Origin of the sequence: Mycoplasma leachii PG50, from assembly GCF_000183365.1 — a bacterium.
GTDB lineage: Bacteria > Bacillota_I > Bacilli_A > Mycoplasmatales > Mycoplasmataceae > Mycoplasma > Mycoplasma leachii.
The window spans coordinates 668,739-689,449 of sequence record NC_014751.1 but is presented as its reverse complement, the minus strand read 5'-3'; the positions used below and the strand labels follow the sequence as shown (position 1 = coordinate 689,449).

Here is a 20,711-nt window from a genome sequence, read left to right as displayed (position 1 = left end):
GATTCTTTAGGTATAAATATTGATGTAGATGGTTATAATGTTTTAGGATTATAGTAAAAAAAGATACACATTTAAATATTTTGTAAAGTGAAAGGTTGGAAACCTTTCTTTTTTTATCCAAGTTTAAAAATTAATTATTATTGATGTTTTACTTTTTAATTTTTTATTCACTATTATGAATTATAAAATTAAAGTGTGTTATCAAAATTAGAAAGGTATTATGCTATTTAAAAAAGAACTTGTAACTTATATAGATACAAAAATCACTTCTTGACAACAAGCTATACAAGTTGCTAATGAATTATTAGTAAAAAATCATTATGTTGATGATGATTTTTCAAAAGAAATAATAGAACTAACAAATAAAATAGGTCCATATTATATCATTGCTTCACAAATAGCTTTACTTCACCTAACACCAAAAGAGAAATGAAAAGATAAAAATAATGCTATTAGTTTAACTGTTTTTAAATATCCTGTAATTTTTAAACAAGAGCAAAGATATCATGTTAAATATTGTCTGTCATTATTTGCAAAAGATAATCATTCACACATTGATCTTTTACAAAAATTTGCAGTTTTATTTAATAATAAAGATTTTACAAATGAATTAGAAAAAGTTAATAACACACAAGATATATTAATAGTTTTACAAAAATATGATAAGTAGAAGGAGTTAATATGGATTTTGGAAAATATGTTTTAAATTTCTTTACTGAATTTATTGGAACTCCAGCAATATTAGTAGCACTATTTGCTTTTATTGGTTCTTTATTACAAAAAAAGAAATTTACAGAAAGTTTAACTTCAACAATTAAAACAGCTATTGGTTTTTTAATTATTGGTGGTGGAGCTGGTATTATTGCTGGTTCTATTCAAAAACTAGGTTTTGCTTTTAACTTATTATTTCAAAGATCTGGAGCTATTGCAAATAATGATGTTTTACCAGGTTTATTTTTAAATATTTCAAAAATAGTTTTAACTGGATCACTAATTATGATTTGTGCTATGTTTTTAAATATAGTTTTAGCCAGAATTAGTAAATTTAAATATATTTATTTAACAGGTCATGTTTTGTTTTATTTTTCAACAATGTTTGCAAGTGTAATGCATGTTGCTGGTCTAAATTTAGATGAAGTAAAAAATTTAACAACCGTAGTAATTTCTGGAGCTTTACTAGTTTCTATCTATATGGTGTTAACCCCAGCTTTATTAAATAATCATGTTATTAGAATTACTAAAAATGATAATTTAGCACTAGGACATACTGGTTCACTTGGTTATTGATTATCAGCAATTATTGGATTAGGAATAACAAAAATTAGTAAAAAACCATCACGTTCTACTGAAGATGTTAATTTTCCAAAAGGACTAGCATTTTTAAGAAATACTAATGTAGCTATTGGTATAACTATGTTATTGCTTTATTTGATAATTTACTTTACTACTTTTATAGTTCATGGATATGAGCAAATGGTTGATCATAAAATTATTGATAATGGAAAAGATGTTTTTGCACAAGGATTATTACAATCTTTAACATTTGCAGCAGGAGTTGAAATTGTTTTAATTGGAGTAAGAATGTTTATTGCTGAAATTATTCCATCATTTCAAGGGATTTCACAAAAAGTAGTTCCAGATGCAAAACCAGCTTTAGATTGTCCAATTGTATTTCCTTATGCACCAAATGCAGTTCTAATTGGGTTTATTTCATCATTTATTGGTGGAATTATAGCAATGGGGATAACAATTTTAATTGTTAATTTAAAAGGAATTAATGTAGATATTTGAATTATTATTATTCCAAGTATTGTTCCACACTTTTTTGTTGGTGCTACTTGTGGGGTTTTTGGAAATTCAACAGGTGGTATTAAAGGAGCTGTTATTGGTTCTTTTGTTAATGGATTAATTATTTCATTTGTTCCGTTCTTATTTATTGGTTTACAATTAATTCCAAACATTTCTAATAACAATCAACATATTGCTTGAGGAGATGGAGACTTTTTATTAGGGTTACCAATTGGAGTTTTATTAAGATTAATTGGAGTTAAAAGTGCTATTTGAGTTTTACTAATAATTAGTATAATAAGTTGATTAATCTTACCAATTTATAGTTTTTTAACTAAAAAAATTAATTTAGTTAAAAAACTAGATAATAACAATAAAGATGAAATTATTAATAAAGATCAAAAGCTTATATCAAAATATGATCTTAAAAAACAATATAAAATAGTTGCTGTTTGTGGTCAAGGTTTAGGTTCATCATTGCTAATTGAAATGAATTTAAAAAATGTTATTAAAGAATTAGATTTACCAATACAAATAACACATACTAATTTAAATTCATTTGATCCAACTGATGAAACTATATTAGCTGTAGTTTGTGGAATAGATTTGCAAAATAGTATTAACTTTGAACGTAAAATTGTTTTAGAAAATCTTTTAGATCAAGATCAAGCTAAACAAAAGATTAAGGAATTTTTAAGTTAATGAAAATTGTTCCATCAATTTATTGTGCAAATCTAATTGATTTAAAAACAGAAATAACTAATTTAACAAAAGCACAAATTAATCAAATTCATTTTGATGTAATGGATGGTGTGTTTGTTAAAAATTATGCTTTATCAAATAAACTTGTTGATGAAATTAAACAACAATTTCCAAATTTAATAATTGAAGTTCATATTATGGGAATTGATTTATTAGATAAAATTAGTCTATTTAAAAATGCTGATTATTTAACATTTCATTATAATGCTATTAATGATTTAAACCAGGCTAAGTTATGAATTAATGAAATTAAAAAATATAATTTAAAACCCGGAATTGCTTTAGATCTTAATAATGAAATTAATGATATTAAAAAAATATTAAATGAAATAGAAGTGGTTACTTTTATGTCAATTAAACCAGGATTTACTGGACAAAAGTTTGAAGAATCTAGTTGAACTAAACTAAATTTAATTAAAGAATTAAAACTTAAATATCCTCATTTAAAATTTCAAATAGATGGTGGAGTTAGATGAGAAAATATTAAAAAATTAATTGATTGTCAATTAGATTGAATAGTTGTTGGTTCATTATTATTTAATGAGAATGATTATTTAAAAGTAGTAAGTAAAATCAAACAACTTGAAACTAATTAAACTATTTTATAGTTTAACCTTAAATTTAATTTAATATAGTTTAAGGTTTTTTTATTTGTTTTATTAATATTGTTGTATTTGTAAAATACTATGTATTTTGTATTTAATTTTATGGTTGGATTTTAGTAGATAGTATATAATAATTTTTGATGATATTAATATTCTATTAGCCTATGAAAGGATAGAAATGAAGAAGTTATTAACAATATTAGGTTCTATTGGTTTAATTGCTACAAGTGGAGTTGCAGTTGTTGCATGTAATACATCTGATAAAACAAAAATGCCTAATGAAAATAAGGGTGAAGAAAAAGTTGATTTAACAAAAATTGCTAAGCAAAAAGATTTAGGTTTTATTAGTAAAAAAGACAATGAAATAATTAAAAAAGCTTTTATTAAGCAAAATTCTATTGACGAAAAAAAAGTAACTGTAAGTGTTAAAGGTAATGGAAATGGTGTTTCTGCTACTGGTTCAGCTAATGACACAACTACAAATACAAGTAATGGTAATTTAAACGATAGTGCTGTTATTGAATTAAAAGCTACAAATAATGGTAATGAAACAAAAACAGTAACTGTAATTTTTGAAGTAAATAATAATTTAGAGAAATTAATTCAAGTAAAAAAATTAAAAGGTTTAGCAGATAATAAAGATGATACAATTTTAAAAGCAATTGATAAACTAAATCCTAAATCAAATTTAAATACTTCTAAATTATCAATTGAAAGAAAAGATGAAAAAGTTTCTATAAAGTCATCTGATAGTACTTATACAGGAAATCCTGTTGAAATTGAAATTGAATCAAAAGTAGGAGTTTATGTTGGTCTTTCTCTACTTTCAGTAGCTTTATTAGCTTCTTCAGGATTTATTATTTATAGAAGTTTAAAAAAGAAAAAGAAATAAAATATTAAGACTAAAAGGCGTATAAAAATATGCCTTTTTTAATTTTTTTAATAAAAAAATAAAAAAAAATTTAAAAATTCTTTTCTTATAATAAAGCCTATTCTATAGGCTTTTTATTATACTTATCAACATTAAAGAACTTGTTAACGAGCTTTTAAAGGTTTGTTTTTTTTTTTTTTTTTGTAAAATTAAAAATAAGATTTGAAGCAACCAAGAATACAAAACATAAACTAAATAAAATGTAGTCTAGTTGGGTTTCAAATCTGCATATATTAGTACAAGGGAAGATATGGTAGGAAATGTTTTTGAAAAACTACGTGCTAATGTGAAAATGAAAAGTGATAAATATAGTATAGTAGTTGATAATTTTTATAAAAAGTTTAAAGATATAGAAATTGGTCCGTTTTCATTTAATATTGAAAAAGGGAAAATTACTGCTTTATTAGGAAGTAGTGGATCTGGTAAAAGTGTATTTATTAACTCACTACTAGGAACAAGTATTAATTATCAAGGAAACATTTTTATTAACCAAAAAGAAAGAAAAGATAGCGATTCAATCCAAAATAATTCTGATATTGGATTTTATTCACAAATGGACTTTTCTTTGTACTCAATCTCAGCTTATGATTTTTTATACAATATGTGCTATGTTATGGGTTTAGAACAAAAACTAGTTAAAACCAGACTAGAATATTGATTGAAAAAATTTGATTTATGAGAATATAAAGATAAACCTTTAAAAAGCTTTTCATGAGGGATGAAAAATCGTGTTAACTTAATTTTTATGTTTTATAAAAGAACCTAGAATTTTAGTATGCGATGAACCTGGAGCTAACTTAGATTCTCATTGAAGAAATCAAATTTATAAAATCTTAGATGAATTTAGAAGAAAATCAAATAGTACAATAATTTTAACTGTTAATAATATAGATGAAGTTTATGATATTATAGAAAACTTTGTAATTTTAGAAAAAGGTAAATTACTATTTTGTGGTACTAAACAAGAACTAAATTTGTATAAAAAAACAAAGATTACATTCGAAAATAATATATTACTAGATGAAGTAGAAAAAATTTTAAATCAAAATGATATTTTAACTTTTAATCTAGATAGTGATTCTAATTCTTTAGTAATTGGTTTAAAAGAACATCAAGTTTTTAGTGATGCTTTAAATATTTTAGAAAAAAACAATTTTCAAATAAAAAGTATTGCTAGTTTATCTATTAATATTGATGCAATTAAAAAAGCTTTAGAAGATAAGATCACTAAACATCAACCTAAATATCAACCTAAATATCAACCAGATATTAATTTAAACTCTAATTTTAACCAATCAATTAGTTTTGATAAAACTTTAAATAATTCAAATGTAACCAATCAGCGTGATTCAGCTTCTGAACAATTAGAAGTTGAGATATTAGATAATAACAATAATAATAACAATAATAATATTCAATCAGTTAATTTAATTAATAATTTATTGCAAAAAACATTTTTAAATATGTTTAATGAAATCAATAATTTAAAACAACAAGTTAATCAAAGCAATCTAGAAAATATTTATGGTAAAAATAAGGTTTTTTACACTGATGTTACTTTTCATAGCATTTTTGGTATAAAGTTCTACCAATCAACAATTTTAGAAGCTACAACTAGAAGAATAATTGATGTTAAATTTAGTTTTAAAAATGATACTGAATTAATTATGAGAAATATGAAAGGCTTTAAAAGACAACTTATTAAAGACAATTTATGAAAAGATAACCTAATTATGCATTCAGATCACGGTTCAGTTTATTTTTCTAAAAAATACCAAAAGTGAGCCTATAAAAATAAAATAACTATAAGTATGGGAAGAACTTATAGCTGCTCAGATAATGTTATCATAGAGATATTTCATTCATTGATTAAAAAATGAAAATACAAACTTAGAAAAAAATTTACATCATTTAAAAATTACTTACAAAAATTAATATATTGATGTTCTGAATACAATTATTTAAAAACACAAACTAAGTCAAATTTTTATTATCAACCTCTCATAAAAATTTTTAAATTTTTTACAAACTTTTCAAAAAAAGTTTAAATTATCATTTTCTTACTTTATGAAATTAAAAAATAATTTTACATGTATTAGTTTTAAAAATCAATAATATGGATAAAATGTTATAAAAAATATCATTTTATTGTTTTTTCTATGCTCAAAAATTAAAAAAATGATAATTTGTTTGAAATTTTATTAATTTTTATGTTAAATAATATTAGATTATTTGTCTTTTACAAAGTATATTAATTTTTTCTCAAAAACCTATGGCAGTGTCCTATGAATTTTTTTGTAGATGAACTAAAAGCTCAAATTAATAGTGTTAGTGAAATTAAAAAAGATTTTTTAGACAAAATAGATCAACTAAATACTGATCAAAGTAGTGTTTTAGATTTAAAAGATTTTATTAGTAAACAAACTAATAAAATTAATCACACACTTTATAAAGAAATTAAAAATATGAATAATCCTTGTAAAACTAAACTAAAAAATCATTTTGATTCTTTTAAAAGTAGTTCACCCTTAAATGATCAATTTGATCAATTAAAGGATCAAATTTCTTATTTAAAATCTCAAATTCATCAAAATAACTCTAATGATGTTAATCAGTTTTTAAAAAATGAAGAATTTAATAGACTAAAGTCTGATATTTTATCTCAAAAACAAGAACTATAAGAATTTAAAAAAGAGCTTTATTTTGAAAAAATGCTTAATGAAAAACTAGAAAGTTTTGATAGTAAACTAAAACAAAAAGAAAGTATTTTAGAATTAGAAAGACTAAAACAAGAAATTAAAGATGAACAAAATAAATTACGTGAAATGTTACTTTTAGAAAAACTGGTTAATAACTAATAAAACGAATTTTAACTTATTAGGTTTATAGGAGCATATTTAATTTATGCAAAAACTCTCTAATAATTCTAAAATAAACAATTCTACTAATTCTAAACTAATTAAATATAAAAGAATTCCCTTTAGAAAATTAATCAGATTTTGTTTAAAAAATCTAATAAAAGAACGTTTGTTTTGCATCTTAAACTTTTCTAATATTCTTATATCGTTTTTAATAGGTGTTCTTTTAGCTTTTGTTAAAACAGGACAAAATAGAGTGATTATCTTCAATTTTTACATACTATTTTTTACTTGCTGTTTATTATTTGTCCTTATTTTAAAAATGATTCAATTTTTCTTTAATAAAAATTTAGAAGATAAGACTACCTATATTGTTTTAACAAATCAAGTTAGTAGAAATAAATTTTTTATCTCACAATATTTTTTAATAATTTTGATTTTAGCAATAAATGTTTTAGTAAGTTTTCTACTTATTAATTTAGCTTATAGTGTTTTTAATAGATTTAAATACGATATTTTTATTTTAAAAATGACATTAGTATATCTTTTGTATAATTTGTTTGCCTCATTTTGTCTAATTAATTTTATAAGTATGTTAATGTTTCTTTTCTCTTTACAAACTACAACTATAATTTGTACTTTATTACTTAGTTTATGTTTTGTAGCAAATATACCGATGTCATTTGTCAGAGCTAATGAAAAAAGTTATAGTATTAAAGTTTTAACACAAAATAATAACTATGAAGATTTTAAGTTAAATGATGTTTATGATACTTATACATTAAATAAAAATATATTAGAGGACAAGATTAAATATTCTTATTTATCTAAATATATTTATCAATATTTTTTAAAGAATAAATCTTTAAAAGATGATTTTTCTTCTAAAAGCAATATTGATTTAAGAATTAAAATGTGAGATGAGCTAGGTCTAATCAATCATAAAAAAATAATAATTAATGAAAAGAACTTAAAGTTATTTTCAAAACCTTTTGGAAATAATAAAGTTCCTAGTTCATGGAATAGGAATGATTTATTAGATTTAAAACTAATTTTGAAAAACACATTTATTACAAATAATCAACTAAAATAATTAATTAAAAAAACGACTGATAAAAATAAAAAAAATATTTTGCTTGATTTTTTAAATTTTTCTATTGAAATTAATAATTATTTTGAAAATAGCTTACAAGTTAGTAACTATGAATTACTTTATGGTTTCTTGTTTTTAGATAATTTAAAAAATAGTAACTATTTAACAAAATCAAATGATTTAAAATCTGTTAAATATGAACTAAATAATAAAGATATTCGAAATATTTATGAATATGAACTTTTAGGTGATGCTGGTGATGGTTTTAAATTCTCTAATTCAAAAAGTCTAGTAAATAAATTAAATTTCAATCTAATGTATGTAGCTAGAATATTAGAAAACTATTTTATTAAATATTCTAGCAACTATATTATCCTTTCTACTTCTCGTGTTTTAACAGATCAATTAGATTGATCTAGTTATATTAAAACTAGAAATAAAATGAAGTATTTTTCATATCTTAACTTGTATAACGGATTATGAGTTTTTTATACTAGTAATTTAGGTTTTTATTACAAAGATATTTGATTTACTCCAACTTCAGATTCATTTATTGAACTAGAAAATCAAAAAAACTTATTTTTAGGTTATTTAGAATATGACCTAAAGCTTTTAGAAAATAATTCTATAAGTAAAAATACAACTAGTAATTACACTAAACCGCAAATATACTTAATTACTTTAATTGTAATTAATGTTTTAGTTTTAAACAATTAAAAAAACCATCACAACTTGATAAGGAGTTAAGAAAATGAAAAAAAGTTTATTACTAATAGGTGGACTAACAGCTGTGGCTGCAGTTCCTATTTCCATAACAACAACATTGCTTATTAAAAAAAATAAGCAACAAAATATTAGTCAAAATAAGATTGAAAAATTACAAGATGAACTTAAATTACTACAAAGTCAGATAGTCAATTTAGAAAAAGATAAAACACAAATTGCTCAGTATGCAGATTCGCTAATTTATAGCTTTGATATAGAAAATTATCAGTTAGAAAGTCTGGAAGCAATGCTAAAATTGAAAGCTAAATTTCATGAATTGAATTCTTATGTTGATGAACTTAAAAATCAAATTAGTATTAAAAAACAAAATGTAGCAGAATTAGAAAAAGAAATTAAAAGATTACGTAATGAATTAAATCATGACCGTAATGTTATCAGGTTTGAAATTCAAAGGCTAGTAACTGATGAATGAGCTAATATGAAAGATGAGATTTTACAAAGTCATAAAGTTAGTGATATTGTGAAACATCTAAATAAAAAAATTAAATTTACTAAATTACCATATCTAATTAAAACTGATTCAGATAAAACAATTAAGTCTTTAAAAAATGCCGCTAAAAACCTTATTTTAAGTTTTGATGGTTTAGATTTTGAACTAACACTAGAATTAAAAGATGTAAGCTTTCATCCAAACTCAATTGAGCATGAATATGAAGATAGTCAAGAAACTATTTGTAAAATAATTGGTTATTATAAAGATGAATCTGGCAAAATAGCTATTAAGCCTTTTGCAAAATCAACTAAGAAGGTTCCTACTAGATTACCTTGATTTATAGAGTCATTAAAAGCAGCATTTAAAGATAATAAATCATCAAACATAGAAAATCTTAATGAATGAAATACATCAAATGTTACAGATATGAGTATGATGTTTGAAGCAAGCGAAATTAATCAACCACTTGACTTTGATACAAGAAACGTTATTACTATGTATTCAATGTTTTATGAAGCAAAACATTTTAATTCCCCACTTAACTTTGATACAAGAAATGTGCAAAACATGAAGGCTATGTTTTATGATGCACTCGAATTTGACCAAGAATTAAAATTTAATACTAAAAATGTTACAGATATGTCTTTAATGTTTAGCGGGGCAAGTAAATTCAATAAACCGGTCAACTTTGATACAAAGAATGTTAAAAAAATGAACTCAATGTTTTGAGGAACAAATGAATTTAATCAACCGATTAACTTTAATACACAAAATGTTGAAGACATGGAACAAATGTTCTCTCATGCAAAAGCATTTAATCAAATATTAAATTTTGATACACGAAATGTAACAAATATGAGAGGATTATTTGAATTAGCAGAGAATTTTAACTCTAATTTAAACTTTTCTGATACGCAAAATGTTACCACTATGGAAATGATGTTTAATGGAGCTAAAAACTTTAACAAACCAATAAATTTCAATACAAAAAAAGTAACAAATATGAAATTTATGTTTAATAATGCATATAAATTTAACTCCCCTATTAAATTTGATACAAATAATGTTACTAATATGTATGGTATGTTCTTTGGAGCGCTTGAGTTTAATCAACCACTTGACTTTGATACAAGTAATGTTGAAAATATGGGCAATATGTTTTATAGTGCAAAGAAATTCAACTCAGAGCTTAAATTTAGTAATACAAAAAATGTAAAAGATATGAGTGGTATGTTTTGTTATGCAGAAGCCTTTAATCAACCACTTGACTTTGATACAAGTAATGTTGAAAATATAAAATGAATGTTTTATGACGCAAAAAACTTTAATTCAAAACTTAATTTTACAGATACAAGCAAAATCAAAAATATGCAAGGCGCATTTCAAAAAGCAAGTGAGTTTAACCAAGATATTAGTAACTGAAATATTCAAGCAGTAACTGACTTTTCCGATATGTTTAAAGGTGCTAATGCCTTTAAACAAGACCTTTCAAAATGAAAAAGTAACCCAAATTGAAAATAAACTAGAACAAAAAACTAGATACTCGCAAATATAGCAAGTCTTTCTTTTTAAAACAAAGTATTTTTATGCCAATATAATTAAGAGTAAAAGAAGTGTCGTTTAACTTATTTAATTATTATTAAATTCCTTAAGATATAGCAATCATTGAATAAAGAGAATTAAATATATCATACACTTAGCAATAAATTAAATTAGTATATAGACACAATTTTAATGTATTACTTTACAGATTAAGGCTGAAATGTCATTTTACAAAAATATTTTTTTGGTAAACTTTGAAAAAGATATTTTACTTACATTACGAGGTTATGATGAGTAAGCAAAAATTATTATTAATTCCTATGATATCAAGCATTAGCAGCTTAGTTTTATTAACTTCTTGTTCTAAAATAGAAAATACTAAAATTACTGAATCAATAAGTGAAAATAAACCTGATAGTGAAAATAATGCAACTAGAGAAGGCAATACAAACCTAAATGATAATAAAGATAATAAATTAATAAATCCTACAGTTCAACAAAACCAAACTAGTTTGTTTAAAATCATAGAGCCTAAGACTATTTATAAAGAAATTTATGATCGTACCTTTGCTTTGAAATTTCTTACAAAACTTCCTGGAAACGAAGGAATATTAGATAACAATCAAGGGACTGGGTGATTACTTGACTATCATAAATTTAAAAATGCTAATAATAAATATAAATTATTCATAGCAACAAACCTTCATGTTTTAAGTCATTTTAGTAATTCACTAAGTAAAGAGTTGAGTAGTAAACTTAACTATTATGATTCTCAAAGCGATAAAAAAGTTCTGGGTGTTGCTTTGGGTAAAACCGAAAAACCAGTAAATGATTTTAGTCATGTTCCAAATAATAAGCCATCAGTAGATAAAGCAAAAAATAATAATTGAAATGCAAATTATTATGGTAATACTGTCCCAACAGGAGAACATAGTCGCTGAGAAAGTACTTCACATAAAACCACTCCAACAGAAGCAATTAGTAGCCCTAAAATAGTTTTTGCTGCCCTTGATTTTATGAAAAAAGAAGCAATTTCCAAATACCAAGACAAATTAAATGAAGTAGTTAAGGAATTTGGGACTAGAAAATTACAAGAAAAAAGTGATTATGAATATAAACATGCCTGGGATGATTTAAATAGAGTGTCTAATGTACCAATGATGGTAGATTTTGGAATTTTTGAAATTGATGTTGATCTTGATAAAGCAGATGAAACATTAAAACAATGAGTAAAAGAAGCTATAGATGGTGTAGATAACTATCTAGCAAGGTTATCAAAAACAGCTGCACTTCCAAATCAAAATAAAGATGTTTCTAAATATTTGCAAACAGTAGACTATGTATCTGCATTTAAAACGCAAAAACATCCTAATAATCTAACCAAGGCAAAGGATGTTTATATTGCTGGTTACCCTGTTGATGGCAAGATTGCTTGATGAATGCAAAATAATCCATCTGAAAGATATGAAATGCAGGATGGCAAGCAAAATCAAAGTATGAAATTTGATTTTCCTAAATTTGATCCAACTAAACCTTTTCCAATACTACCGCATAATTTTCCATTTCGTCGTAAACCAACAGAAGGTTTCTCTGAAAATAATGTAGAAGAAAAAATTAGTACAGTTACCCCAACAATTTTTGATTCTTATTGAGGAAGAGTTTTAGCAGCCTGATATGGTTTTCAATATAATGTTAACTTTTCTTCTTTGTACTATGGTGCATCAGGGTCATTAGCTTATAATGAATACGGACAAATGATTGGAATTTATAATGGTGTTAGTTCAAATGTTCAATTTGGAGACTTACTAAAAAATGGTTCAATTGCACCATTTTTACAGTCAAGTAATATAGAGGTTGGTGAGAATACTATTTATGCATACAATCTAATTGATGGTACTAACAAAACTCAATTTGGTATGCAAAAGAACTCATTTAGAGAGAATTTAAGAGTAATTTATCCAAATGGATTTGGAGACGGTTCTAAGGAAACCAAGCTATTTGATAAAGGTTATTAAGAAGTAATTTCACATAAGAAGTTTCTTTCAAATTATATGTTCAATGTAGCACTCAGTAACAATAATACTGGGTGTTTTTTAATAACTTTTTATAAATTTAAAAAAAAGAATTTTTAAAAGAATTTTTTTTAAAAAATCATAGAAAGGAATACAATGAAAGGTCTGTTGAAGTTGTTATCGCTTGTTGGTCTTTCAACAGTAGTAACTAGTTCAGTTGTTGCATGTGAAAAAACATCAGATACAAGTTCTGATCAAGATACAGATAATAGTAAATCTGATAATAATCAAGATAAGACTAAACCAGATGGTGAAAAATAATCGAAACTTAATTCATAGAAGCTGAAATTGCATTTAAAAAATTATTAGAGAATAATTTGTCAAAAAACATAAATTAATAGGTTATAAAAAACAGTTTAATTAAAATATCGATTAATTAAAAAGGTTTAAAAAGAAAGGATAACAATGAAAAAGCTACTAAAAGTATTAACAGTTGTTGGTTTTTCAGCACTAGCTGCAGCTCCAGTTGTTGCATGTGAAAAAACATCAGATGATAAAACATCAAATCAAAATAATAGTAGTAATCAAAATAATAACTCTAATAATAAGCAAAAAAATGAGTTAATTCAAAAATTTAATAATGAAGTAAGAAATGTTTATAATGGAACAGTAAGACCTTTTATTATTTCTAGAACAGCATTTTTATCAAAAGATTCAGATGATAAAAATTTCTTTTCAAGAGAAAGTCTTTATAAACTTGACAATGAAAAAAGTCTAAAAAGAGATAGTGATGGATATTATAGTTTCTATGAAAATCTTGTTCAAGAAAGAAAAAATGAGTTTGAAAAAACTTTAAGAACTGTTTTAGATGTTAATTCTGCTGTTAACAAGTTTAAAGAAAAAATATTAAGTTTAGGTGTTGACAAATATCGAACTATATTAGGTGGCTTTAATAATAATAAATGAATTAAAGGAATCAAATTTAGATTAACAGATTCAAAAATGAAGTTTTTTGAAGAAAAAGATTCATTTGATTCAACTATTCAAGTAGGTTTAGATTTTCAATATAAATATAAAGATAGTGCTGACCAAATAAAAACTGAAACTATTTCAGATGATTTTGTAATTAATATTTCTAGTGAAGAAGCTGTTATTAAGTTAGTAAATGATATTAAAAAATCTTGAGTTGATCTTTTATTATTAGATAGTAACAATTTATTAAAAGTTGATTTTGAAAGATTAAAAAAATTTTTAGGTGAAAATCAAGTATTAACTGCTCAAGACTTGTTGACAACTGCAACTAATAATTACAAGAGTGTAATATCTAAATACAATGAAAGTCTAGCTGAAGATGTTAAAGAAGAAATTTCTAGACATTTTATTAAAAATAGTGAAAATAAAGTAGTTAAAAATTTATTACTTTCATTTAAAGATCAGAATCAAAAAACTGATGTTGAAAAAAATAATACAGAACTTAATATTGGTCCATTAGAAATAAGTTACTATAATGCTAAAGGTAAAAAAACTGGTACTTTAGAAAAAGGTTCATATGACTTGTTGCATTTATATTTTGGTGAAGTAAAGAATGGGCAAGAAATAAACTTGCTTAACACTAAAACAGGAGATGAGAAATTAGCCAAAGACTTGATTAACCCTTGAGTAGAAAAAATGGCTAATTATAAAACTAAGTTTAAACAAACATTAGCTAATATTGCTAGTGGATTTGTTGATGAAGATAAACTAGATGAGTTTAATAATAAATTAGAAAAAGATAATGTTTTAAAAAATTTATTTAAATCATCTACTTCTATTGAAAGTTTTGATCTAAAAGGCTTACAGTTAAAACTAGAAAATGGATATGTACATGATTTAGGTAATATTTCGTTTAGTTATTTTGTAGAACTTGATAAAAAAGATAAAGAGTTGAATTTTGAAAATTTAGAAAATTTAACAAGTGAAGGTTATAAAAAGTCTGCTGTATTTGATGCATATTATAAAGGAATTGAAGTAATGCTAGATCAATTCCATAAGTTTTATGGAATTCAAAAGGCACACCCAGACTATAAAAGTTCAGAACCTAGCTATCCACTAAAAAGACTATTGTTTAATATGACAGGTAAACCAAGCAGTTTAAAAGATAGTGAAAATAGTGATTTTAATATTTGAGATGAATGAGAAAAATATTTAAGTCAAACTGAAAATAATAGAGTAGATGATTGAACTAGTTTTTATAGCTTAGATTTTAATGCTGATGTTAAAAAAGTTAAAGAAGAATACTTGATTTCTAATATGTTAGGAATTAAAAATTTTAAAGTTTTTCAAGATCAAGAACAACAACATCGATATGAACAAGAAATTTATTATAAAAATGAAAGTTATCAAAGTGACTATGAGCAAAGTAAATTACATATAACTTTTCCTAAGGGTATTGTAACTGAGGGAAGACGTAATACTCATTTATAATTTGGACTTTTAACAGATTTATTAAATTTTAAACTTAAAGTAGCAGAAGGCTTTACTTACTATACTCTTGGTGCTGTTACAATAATAGGTAAACTAGATGATCAAAATGGCAACCAAGATAGCACTAAACCAGATGGTGAAAAAGATAAGACTAAACTAGATGGTGAAAAAGATAAGACTAAACCAGATGGATCAACTGAACCTAAACAACCAGAAAATCAAAAATAAAATAAAGAACTAATTTTAAAAATAACTAAAGAATTTAATTTAAAAGGAGGTTAATTAAATGAATCCTTTATTAGAAAAAAAAGTTACTGAAACTCTAAAAAAAGTAAAAGCAATTGTTTCAGATGCTCAAGATAATGTTAATGAACTACAAAACATTTTTAATAATCAATTAAAAAAACTTACTAAGTATTATGTTGAATCTTCAAGTAATTCAAATTCATATCAAGAAACTAAGTCAACAACTTATTATTTAGCTTATTATGATAAAAGATCTAAAAGATTTAAAGAAGCTGAATTAAATACAAGTGAATTAAATGAAGATCAAAATGGTGATGTTCAACAAGTTGATACACCAAATATTGAATATTTAGATGGATACAAGAATGTTGCAAACTTACAATCTGGACTAAAAACAAAATTTGTTATTGAAAAAATTAGTGAAATTTTAAATGCTATTTATAATGGTGTTGAAACATATTTAAAAGATAATTTAGAAAAAAGTTTAAAACTTAATTATTATGAATATGAACTTTCAAAAATTAATAATGAAGAATTTGTTAATTTACTAGCAAAAAATGATCTTAAGTTTGTAGATTGAAATAATCAATCACTTGAAGAAAAACTAAATCAAATTAAAGATTCTCTAATTGAAAAAAATAATCAAATCATTGGTTTGAATAAGAGAATAAGTGAATTAGATAATATGAATGTCTTCATTAATAAACAAATTGATAATATTGATGATCAAGTTAAGAGATAATTTTAATATAATAGCAAATACTCCTTTAAGGAGTATTTTTTTTATAATTTTTAATAAAAAAAGATTACTTAGTTAAAAAAGTAATCTATATTAAAATGTTATTATTTTAAGCTTGACCTAATCCTTTTTCTTTTCACTCAGCTAATATTTGATCTTTTTGTCCTTTAGCTAAACGGTCTTTATATTCTTCAAATCTTGACTTGCATTCTTCAAGTTCTTCTAAAGCTTCATCTAAAGTTCCTCAACCATTAATTTTAACTACTTTATTTTGTAAAGCTTTATATTGTAAGAAAAAGTTTTCAATTTCATCTCTGTAGTGTTTTGGTACGTCATTTAGTGTTTGATATTCTTTAAATCTTGGATCATCATTAAACACTCCAAATAATTTAGTATCAACTTCTCCAGCATCAACCATTTTAATTGAACCTAAAATTCTAACATTAACTTCAACTCCTGGTAATGTTGGGTATGTACATAGTGAAATTACATCTAGTGGATCTCCATCTCAATCTAGTGTGTTTTCAATCATTCCATATTCACCTGGATAAAAGTTAGCTCCATATAAAACACGATCTAGTTTAATTCTTTTTGTTTTTTCATCAACTTCATATTTGTTAGATGAACCTTTTGGTATTTCAACTACCATACTAATTACATTATTTTTCATATTAAAACCTCGCTTTTTTGATTATTTATTATTTATTTTATAATAAATATTTTTTAAATAATAGGGACTTTATTTATTTATAAATTTTATAAATAAGATATTATTGATATAATAATATATATAAAAAAGAAAGGAGAAAGGCTTATATGAAGAAGAACGAATCATTAAAAGAACAATTAAATGATGTAGTATGTAATGTTGATAATGATTTAGATATGCACAAAGAACTTGATAGTAAAGATCATAAAAAAATAGATCATTATCATGGAAAACATCATTTTGATAAATTTGGAAATCACGATGATATTCAAAATTATAATTTTGAATTAAGAACTGTTTTTTTATTTAGTAGAAAAAAATTGCTATTTAAAATTGTTTTAACTGGAATTTTTTTAGCTTTAACTGCTTCAGTTAGTGCAATTGATATATTATTAGAGTCAATCAAAATTCCTGTAAGTGATCAAGTGTGAATTCAATCTAGATTTTTAGATATTTTAGTTGTTTGTATTTCAATAGCTACTTTAGGTCCGATCTTTGCTAGTTTATTAGGATTTTTAGCTCCAATTTTACATAACTTTATTCATGGTATGGAACATGGTTGAATACAACCTCCAATTGAAGCTATAACAAATGTTTTTATTGTTTGAATTGTTTTTCTTGTATTTAATGTGATTTTTAATAACTCACCAATTCATCATGATACAAATAAAAATGTTGCTAGATTTAAAAGATGAACCCCACTACCAATTATGATTGTTTTAGTTTCTTTTGTTTCCACTCTAGGATTTATTTTAGCTTTATATATAGATTCAAATATAAATTCTAATCACTTGTTATCAAATCAAATTAGTTTTTATCATGCTGGTCATGATCATAATCACATTCATGATGAACATATGCTAAGTTTTACAAATATTAATACTTTTATTATAATAGCTATTTTTGGGTGAAATATCTTAAGATATGGTATTGCTTTATTATTATTTATTCTAGTTGAATGAAAAATGAGACCAATTAATCATAGATACAAATAAAAATGCCTAGGCATTTTTTTATGTTTAAATAGGTTTATTATAAAATATAAGTTAGTAATAGGTGTTTTATGAGTAAAGATTATACTTCTAGAAATCAATTATTTAGTAAAGAAATTGACTTAGTTAATCAACAAATTAAAAAAGCTAAAAACTTAGGTGATTATAGTAAATTTATTAATAATAGCTTAAATGTTTTAAATAAATTAGATAATAAATATTTTAATAAAGTTTTTAACAATATTTATGATGAATTTGATAAAGGTGGTTTTTATTTAGCAAAAACTAGAATTAACCAAACTATTAATCAAGAACTTTTAGATAATATTCACAAACAAATTAGTTTATTAAAAAAAATAAGTACTAATGAATTAGTTGATTTAAAAAAATATTCAGATTTTATAGTTTTAGATGAGCAAAAATTTCATTTTAGCAATTTATTAAAAATGACTAAAGATATTAATTCATATAAAAAAGCAACTAGTGAAAAGTTTGAAAAACTTGATGTTATAAATAATGATTTTACTAATTTAACTAAACTTATTATTAATCAAAATGATTTAAATTCTATAAAAGAAATTAATGAAATCAAGCAAGTACAAATTACTGATTTAATTAAAAAAACTAAAAAAGAAAATTTAAAAAAAATTGCAGAATTAGAAAGAAAAAAACAAATGTATCAAATTAAAAAGAATTGATTTTTAATTTGAATTTCTATTTTTATTAGTGTGATGATTTTTTCTTTATTATTATTTATTGTATTATAGGAGATAGTATGGAAAAACTGATTATAGCTGTTGATGGTACTAGTAGTAGTGGAAAATCTGTAATTTTTAGAAAAGTAGCTAGAATTTTAAATTATCAGTTTGTTGATACTGGATTAATGTATCGAGCTTTTACTTGATATTGTTTATTTAAAAATATTGATATTAATAATCAAGATCAAATTATCAAATTATTAGATAGTTTTGATTATAAAATTAGTGATGAACAAATATTTGTAAATAATATAAATGTTACTAACAAACTAATAAGTAGTGAAATTTTAAATGTAATTAATAAAATTACAATAATTCCACAAATTAGAAATTATATGGTAAAAGCTCAACAACAAATGGTTAAAAATAAAGGTTATATACTAGTTGGTAGAGATATTACAAGTGTAGTTTTACCTAATGCAGATTTAAAAATTTATTTAGATTGTGATATTGAAATCAGAGCAAAAAGAAGATTTGAACAAAATGTAGAAAACAAAATTTTAGGTAAATCATTTAAACAAATTTATCAAGATTTAATTAAAAGAGATCAAGTTGATAAAACAAGAAAAATAGGACCTTTAGTTTTAGTAAGTGATGCTTGATATATAGATAATTCTTATTTAACTATAGATCAAGTTGTAGATATTGTAGTTAATAAAGTTCATCAATTAGAAAGTCAAAAATAATGAAAAAGAAAATTGTAGCAATTGTTGGAAAGCCAAATGTTGGTAAATCAAGTTTATTTAATAGAATTATTAAAGAAAAAAAATCTATAGTTGATAATAAACCAGGAGTTACAAGAGATAGAATTTATAGTAATGCTGAATGATTAACTAGAGAATTTATTTTAGTTGATACTGGTGGAATTAGTATTGATCAACAATTGTTTTCAAATGAAATTCAAATACAAACTCAAATTGCTATTGAACAAGCTGATGTTATTATTTTTGTTGTTGATTTTTTAAATAGATTAGATAAAGATGACAAAATGATTGCTAAAATTTTACACAAATCTAAAAAACCAGTAATTTTAGCAATTAATAAATATGATAAAAAAACTATTGATGATCATAACTATGAATTTATGAATTTAGGATTTAGTGATTTATATTTTATTTCTTCAACTCATGGAATTGGGATTGGTGATCTATTAGATAAAGTGATTTCTTATATTTCTAAAAATGATGCAGATTTAAAAGATGATTCAACTAAAATAGCAATTATTGGAAGACCAAATGTTGGTAAATCAAGTTTAGTAAATTCTTTAGTTAATGAAAACAGAATGATAGTTAGTGAAATTGAAGGAACTACTTTAGATGCTGTTGATATTAGTTTTTCTTATAATAAAAATAAATATACAGTAATTGATACAGCAGGAATTAGAAAAAAATCTAAACTAGGTCAAACTGTTGAAAAATATAGTTATTTAAGATCATTATCTGCAATTACTAATAGTGATATTGTTTTATTAATGATTGATGCAACAAAACCAATAACAGATCAAGATACTAATATTGGTGGATTAATTTATGATGAAAAAAAACCTGTAATTATTGTTGTAAATAAATGAGATCTAGTTAAAAATAAACAAGAACAAATTCTAAAAAAAGAAGAAGAAATTAGAGCATATTTTAAATATATTTCTTATGCAAAAATTATTTTTATTTCAGCACCTGATAAAACTAGAGTTACTAAAATTTTAGATTTAGTTGCAGATATTAAACAAAGTTTATCAGTTAAAGTTAAAACGTATGTGTTAAATGAGGTTTTAAATAAAGCTCAACTAATTAATCCAGCTCCTGAATTTAACGGAAATAGATTAAAAATTTATTATGCTAGTCAAGTTCAAGCTTACATTCCAACATTTGTTTTATTTTGTAATCACCCAAATTATTTACACTTTTCATATAAAAGGTTTTTAGAAAATCAAATTAGATTTAGTTTTGGATTTGATAGCATTCCTATTAATTTAATTTTTAGAGAAAGAAAATAAT

18 protein-coding genes and 1 pseudogene are annotated in these 20,711 nt (G+C 23.4%); 18 read left to right on the top strand and 1 reads right to left on the bottom strand.

All coding sequences use genetic code 4. From position 1 onward, the window contains the following. Positions 1-220: 220 nt before the first annotated feature. From MSB_RS02930 to MSB_RS02865, 14 genes and pseudogenes are all read left to right on the top strand, one after another. Positions 221-670, top strand: a complete 450-nt coding sequence (locus tag MSB_RS02930; protein WP_013447874.1) for a PTS sugar transporter subunit IIA — start codon at positions 221-223, stop codon at positions 668-670. An 11-nt stretch (positions 671-681) separates the two neighbouring features. Then, positions 682-2,490 carry a PTS ascorbate-specific subunit IIBC gene (locus MSB_RS02925; RefSeq protein ID WP_013447873.1) on the top strand — a complete coding sequence of 603 codons (1,809 nt, stop codon included), beginning with the start codon at positions 682-684 and terminating at the stop codon, positions 2,488-2,490. Next, positions 2,490-3,146: a ribulose-phosphate 3-epimerase gene (locus MSB_RS02920; protein ID WP_013447872.1), complete on the top strand. Its 657-nt coding sequence runs from the start codon at positions 2,490-2,492 to the stop codon at positions 3,144-3,146. Before MSB_RS02925 ends, MSB_RS02920 begins: the two co-directional genes overlap by 1 nt. Positions 3,147-3,333: 187 nt before the next feature. Further along, entirely contained in the window at positions 3,334-4,047 is a 714-nt protein-coding gene (locus tag MSB_RS02915) for a lipoprotein (RefSeq protein WP_013447871.1), read from the top strand. A 289-nt stretch (positions 4,048-4,336) separates the two neighbouring features. Beyond that, positions 4,337-5,606, top strand: a pseudogene (locus tag MSB_RS05430) (ATP-binding cassette domain-containing protein); the annotation flags it as partial. 765 nt (positions 5,607-6,371) lie between these two features. After that, complete coding sequence (locus MSB_RS02900; RefSeq protein WP_013447868.1) at positions 6,372-6,767, top strand: hypothetical protein; 396 nt, start codon at positions 6,372-6,374, stop codon at positions 6,765-6,767. Positions 6,768-6,797: 30 nt separating this feature from the next. After that, positions 6,798-6,944 (top strand): hypothetical protein, encoded by a 147-nt coding sequence (locus tag MSB_RS05200; protein WP_014584473.1) that lies wholly within the window; start codon positions 6,798-6,800, stop codon positions 6,942-6,944. Positions 6,945-7,542: 598 nt separating this feature from the next. After that, positions 7,543-8,037, top strand: coding sequence for a hypothetical protein (locus tag MSB_RS05195; protein WP_162465528.1), 495 nt, complete (start codon positions 7,543-7,545; stop codon positions 8,035-8,037). 39 nt (positions 8,038-8,076) lie between these two features. After that, positions 8,077-8,754 carry a hypothetical protein gene (locus tag MSB_RS02890; protein WP_013447866.1) on the top strand — a complete coding sequence of 226 codons (678 nt, stop codon included), beginning with the start codon at positions 8,077-8,079 and terminating at the stop codon, positions 8,752-8,754. A 34-nt stretch (positions 8,755-8,788) separates the two neighbouring features. Beyond that, a complete protein-coding gene (locus MSB_RS02885; RefSeq protein ID WP_013447865.1) occupies positions 8,789-10,777 on the top strand; it encodes a BspA family leucine-rich repeat surface protein in 1,989 nt (662 codons plus the stop codon). Positions 10,778-11,088: 311 nt separating this feature from the next. Next, positions 11,089-12,813: an MIP family Ig-specific serine endopeptidase gene (locus tag MSB_RS02880; RefSeq protein ID WP_013447864.1), complete on the top strand. Its 1,725-nt coding sequence runs from the start codon at positions 11,089-11,091 to the stop codon at positions 12,811-12,813. 153 nt (positions 12,814-12,966) lie between these two features. Beyond that, positions 12,967-13,131: a hypothetical protein gene (locus MSB_RS04975; RefSeq protein ID WP_041362247.1), complete on the top strand. Its 165-nt coding sequence runs from the start codon at positions 12,967-12,969 to the stop codon at positions 13,129-13,131. Between the two features lie 144 nt (positions 13,132-13,275). Next, positions 13,276-15,273, top strand: coding sequence for a hypothetical protein (locus MSB_RS02870; protein ID WP_013447862.1), 1,998 nt, complete (start codon positions 13,276-13,278; stop codon positions 15,271-15,273). A 286-nt stretch (positions 15,274-15,559) separates the two neighbouring features. Beyond that, positions 15,560-16,261 (top strand): hypothetical protein, encoded by a 702-nt coding sequence (locus MSB_RS02865; RefSeq protein WP_013447861.1) that lies wholly within the window; start codon positions 15,560-15,562, stop codon positions 16,259-16,261. Between the two features lie 106 nt (positions 16,262-16,367). On the opposite strand, the gene MSB_RS02860 is transcribed toward MSB_RS02865, so the two are convergent. Next, on the bottom strand, positions 16,368-16,928 hold the full coding sequence (locus MSB_RS02860; protein WP_011166592.1) for an inorganic diphosphatase: 561 nt from the start codon (positions 16,926-16,928) through the stop codon (positions 16,368-16,370). Between the two features lie 146 nt (positions 16,929-17,074). On the opposite strand from MSB_RS02860, the gene MSB_RS02855 reads away from it, so the two are divergent. From MSB_RS02855 to der, 4 genes are all read left to right on the top strand, one after another. Continuing rightward, positions 17,075-17,962: an ECF transporter S component gene (locus MSB_RS02855; protein ID WP_013447860.1), complete on the top strand. Its 888-nt coding sequence runs from the start codon at positions 17,075-17,077 to the stop codon at positions 17,960-17,962. Between the two features lie 68 nt (positions 17,963-18,030). Beyond that, positions 18,031-18,726: a hypothetical protein gene (locus MSB_RS02850; RefSeq protein WP_011166594.1), complete on the top strand. Its 696-nt coding sequence runs from the start codon at positions 18,031-18,033 to the stop codon at positions 18,724-18,726. Positions 18,727-18,734: 8 nt separating this feature from the next. Then, a complete protein-coding gene (cmk, locus tag MSB_RS02845) occupies positions 18,735-19,403 on the top strand; it encodes a (d)CMP kinase (protein WP_013447859.1) in 669 nt (222 codons plus the stop codon). Continuing rightward, the gene (gene der, locus MSB_RS02840; protein ID WP_013447858.1) at positions 19,403-20,710 is read left to right on the top strand and encodes a ribosome biogenesis GTPase Der; all 1,308 of its coding nucleotides are present in this window, start codon (positions 19,403-19,405) and stop codon (positions 20,708-20,710) included. The genes cmk and der overlap by 1 nt, the downstream gene beginning before the upstream one ends. Position 20,711 lies beyond the last annotated feature (1 nt).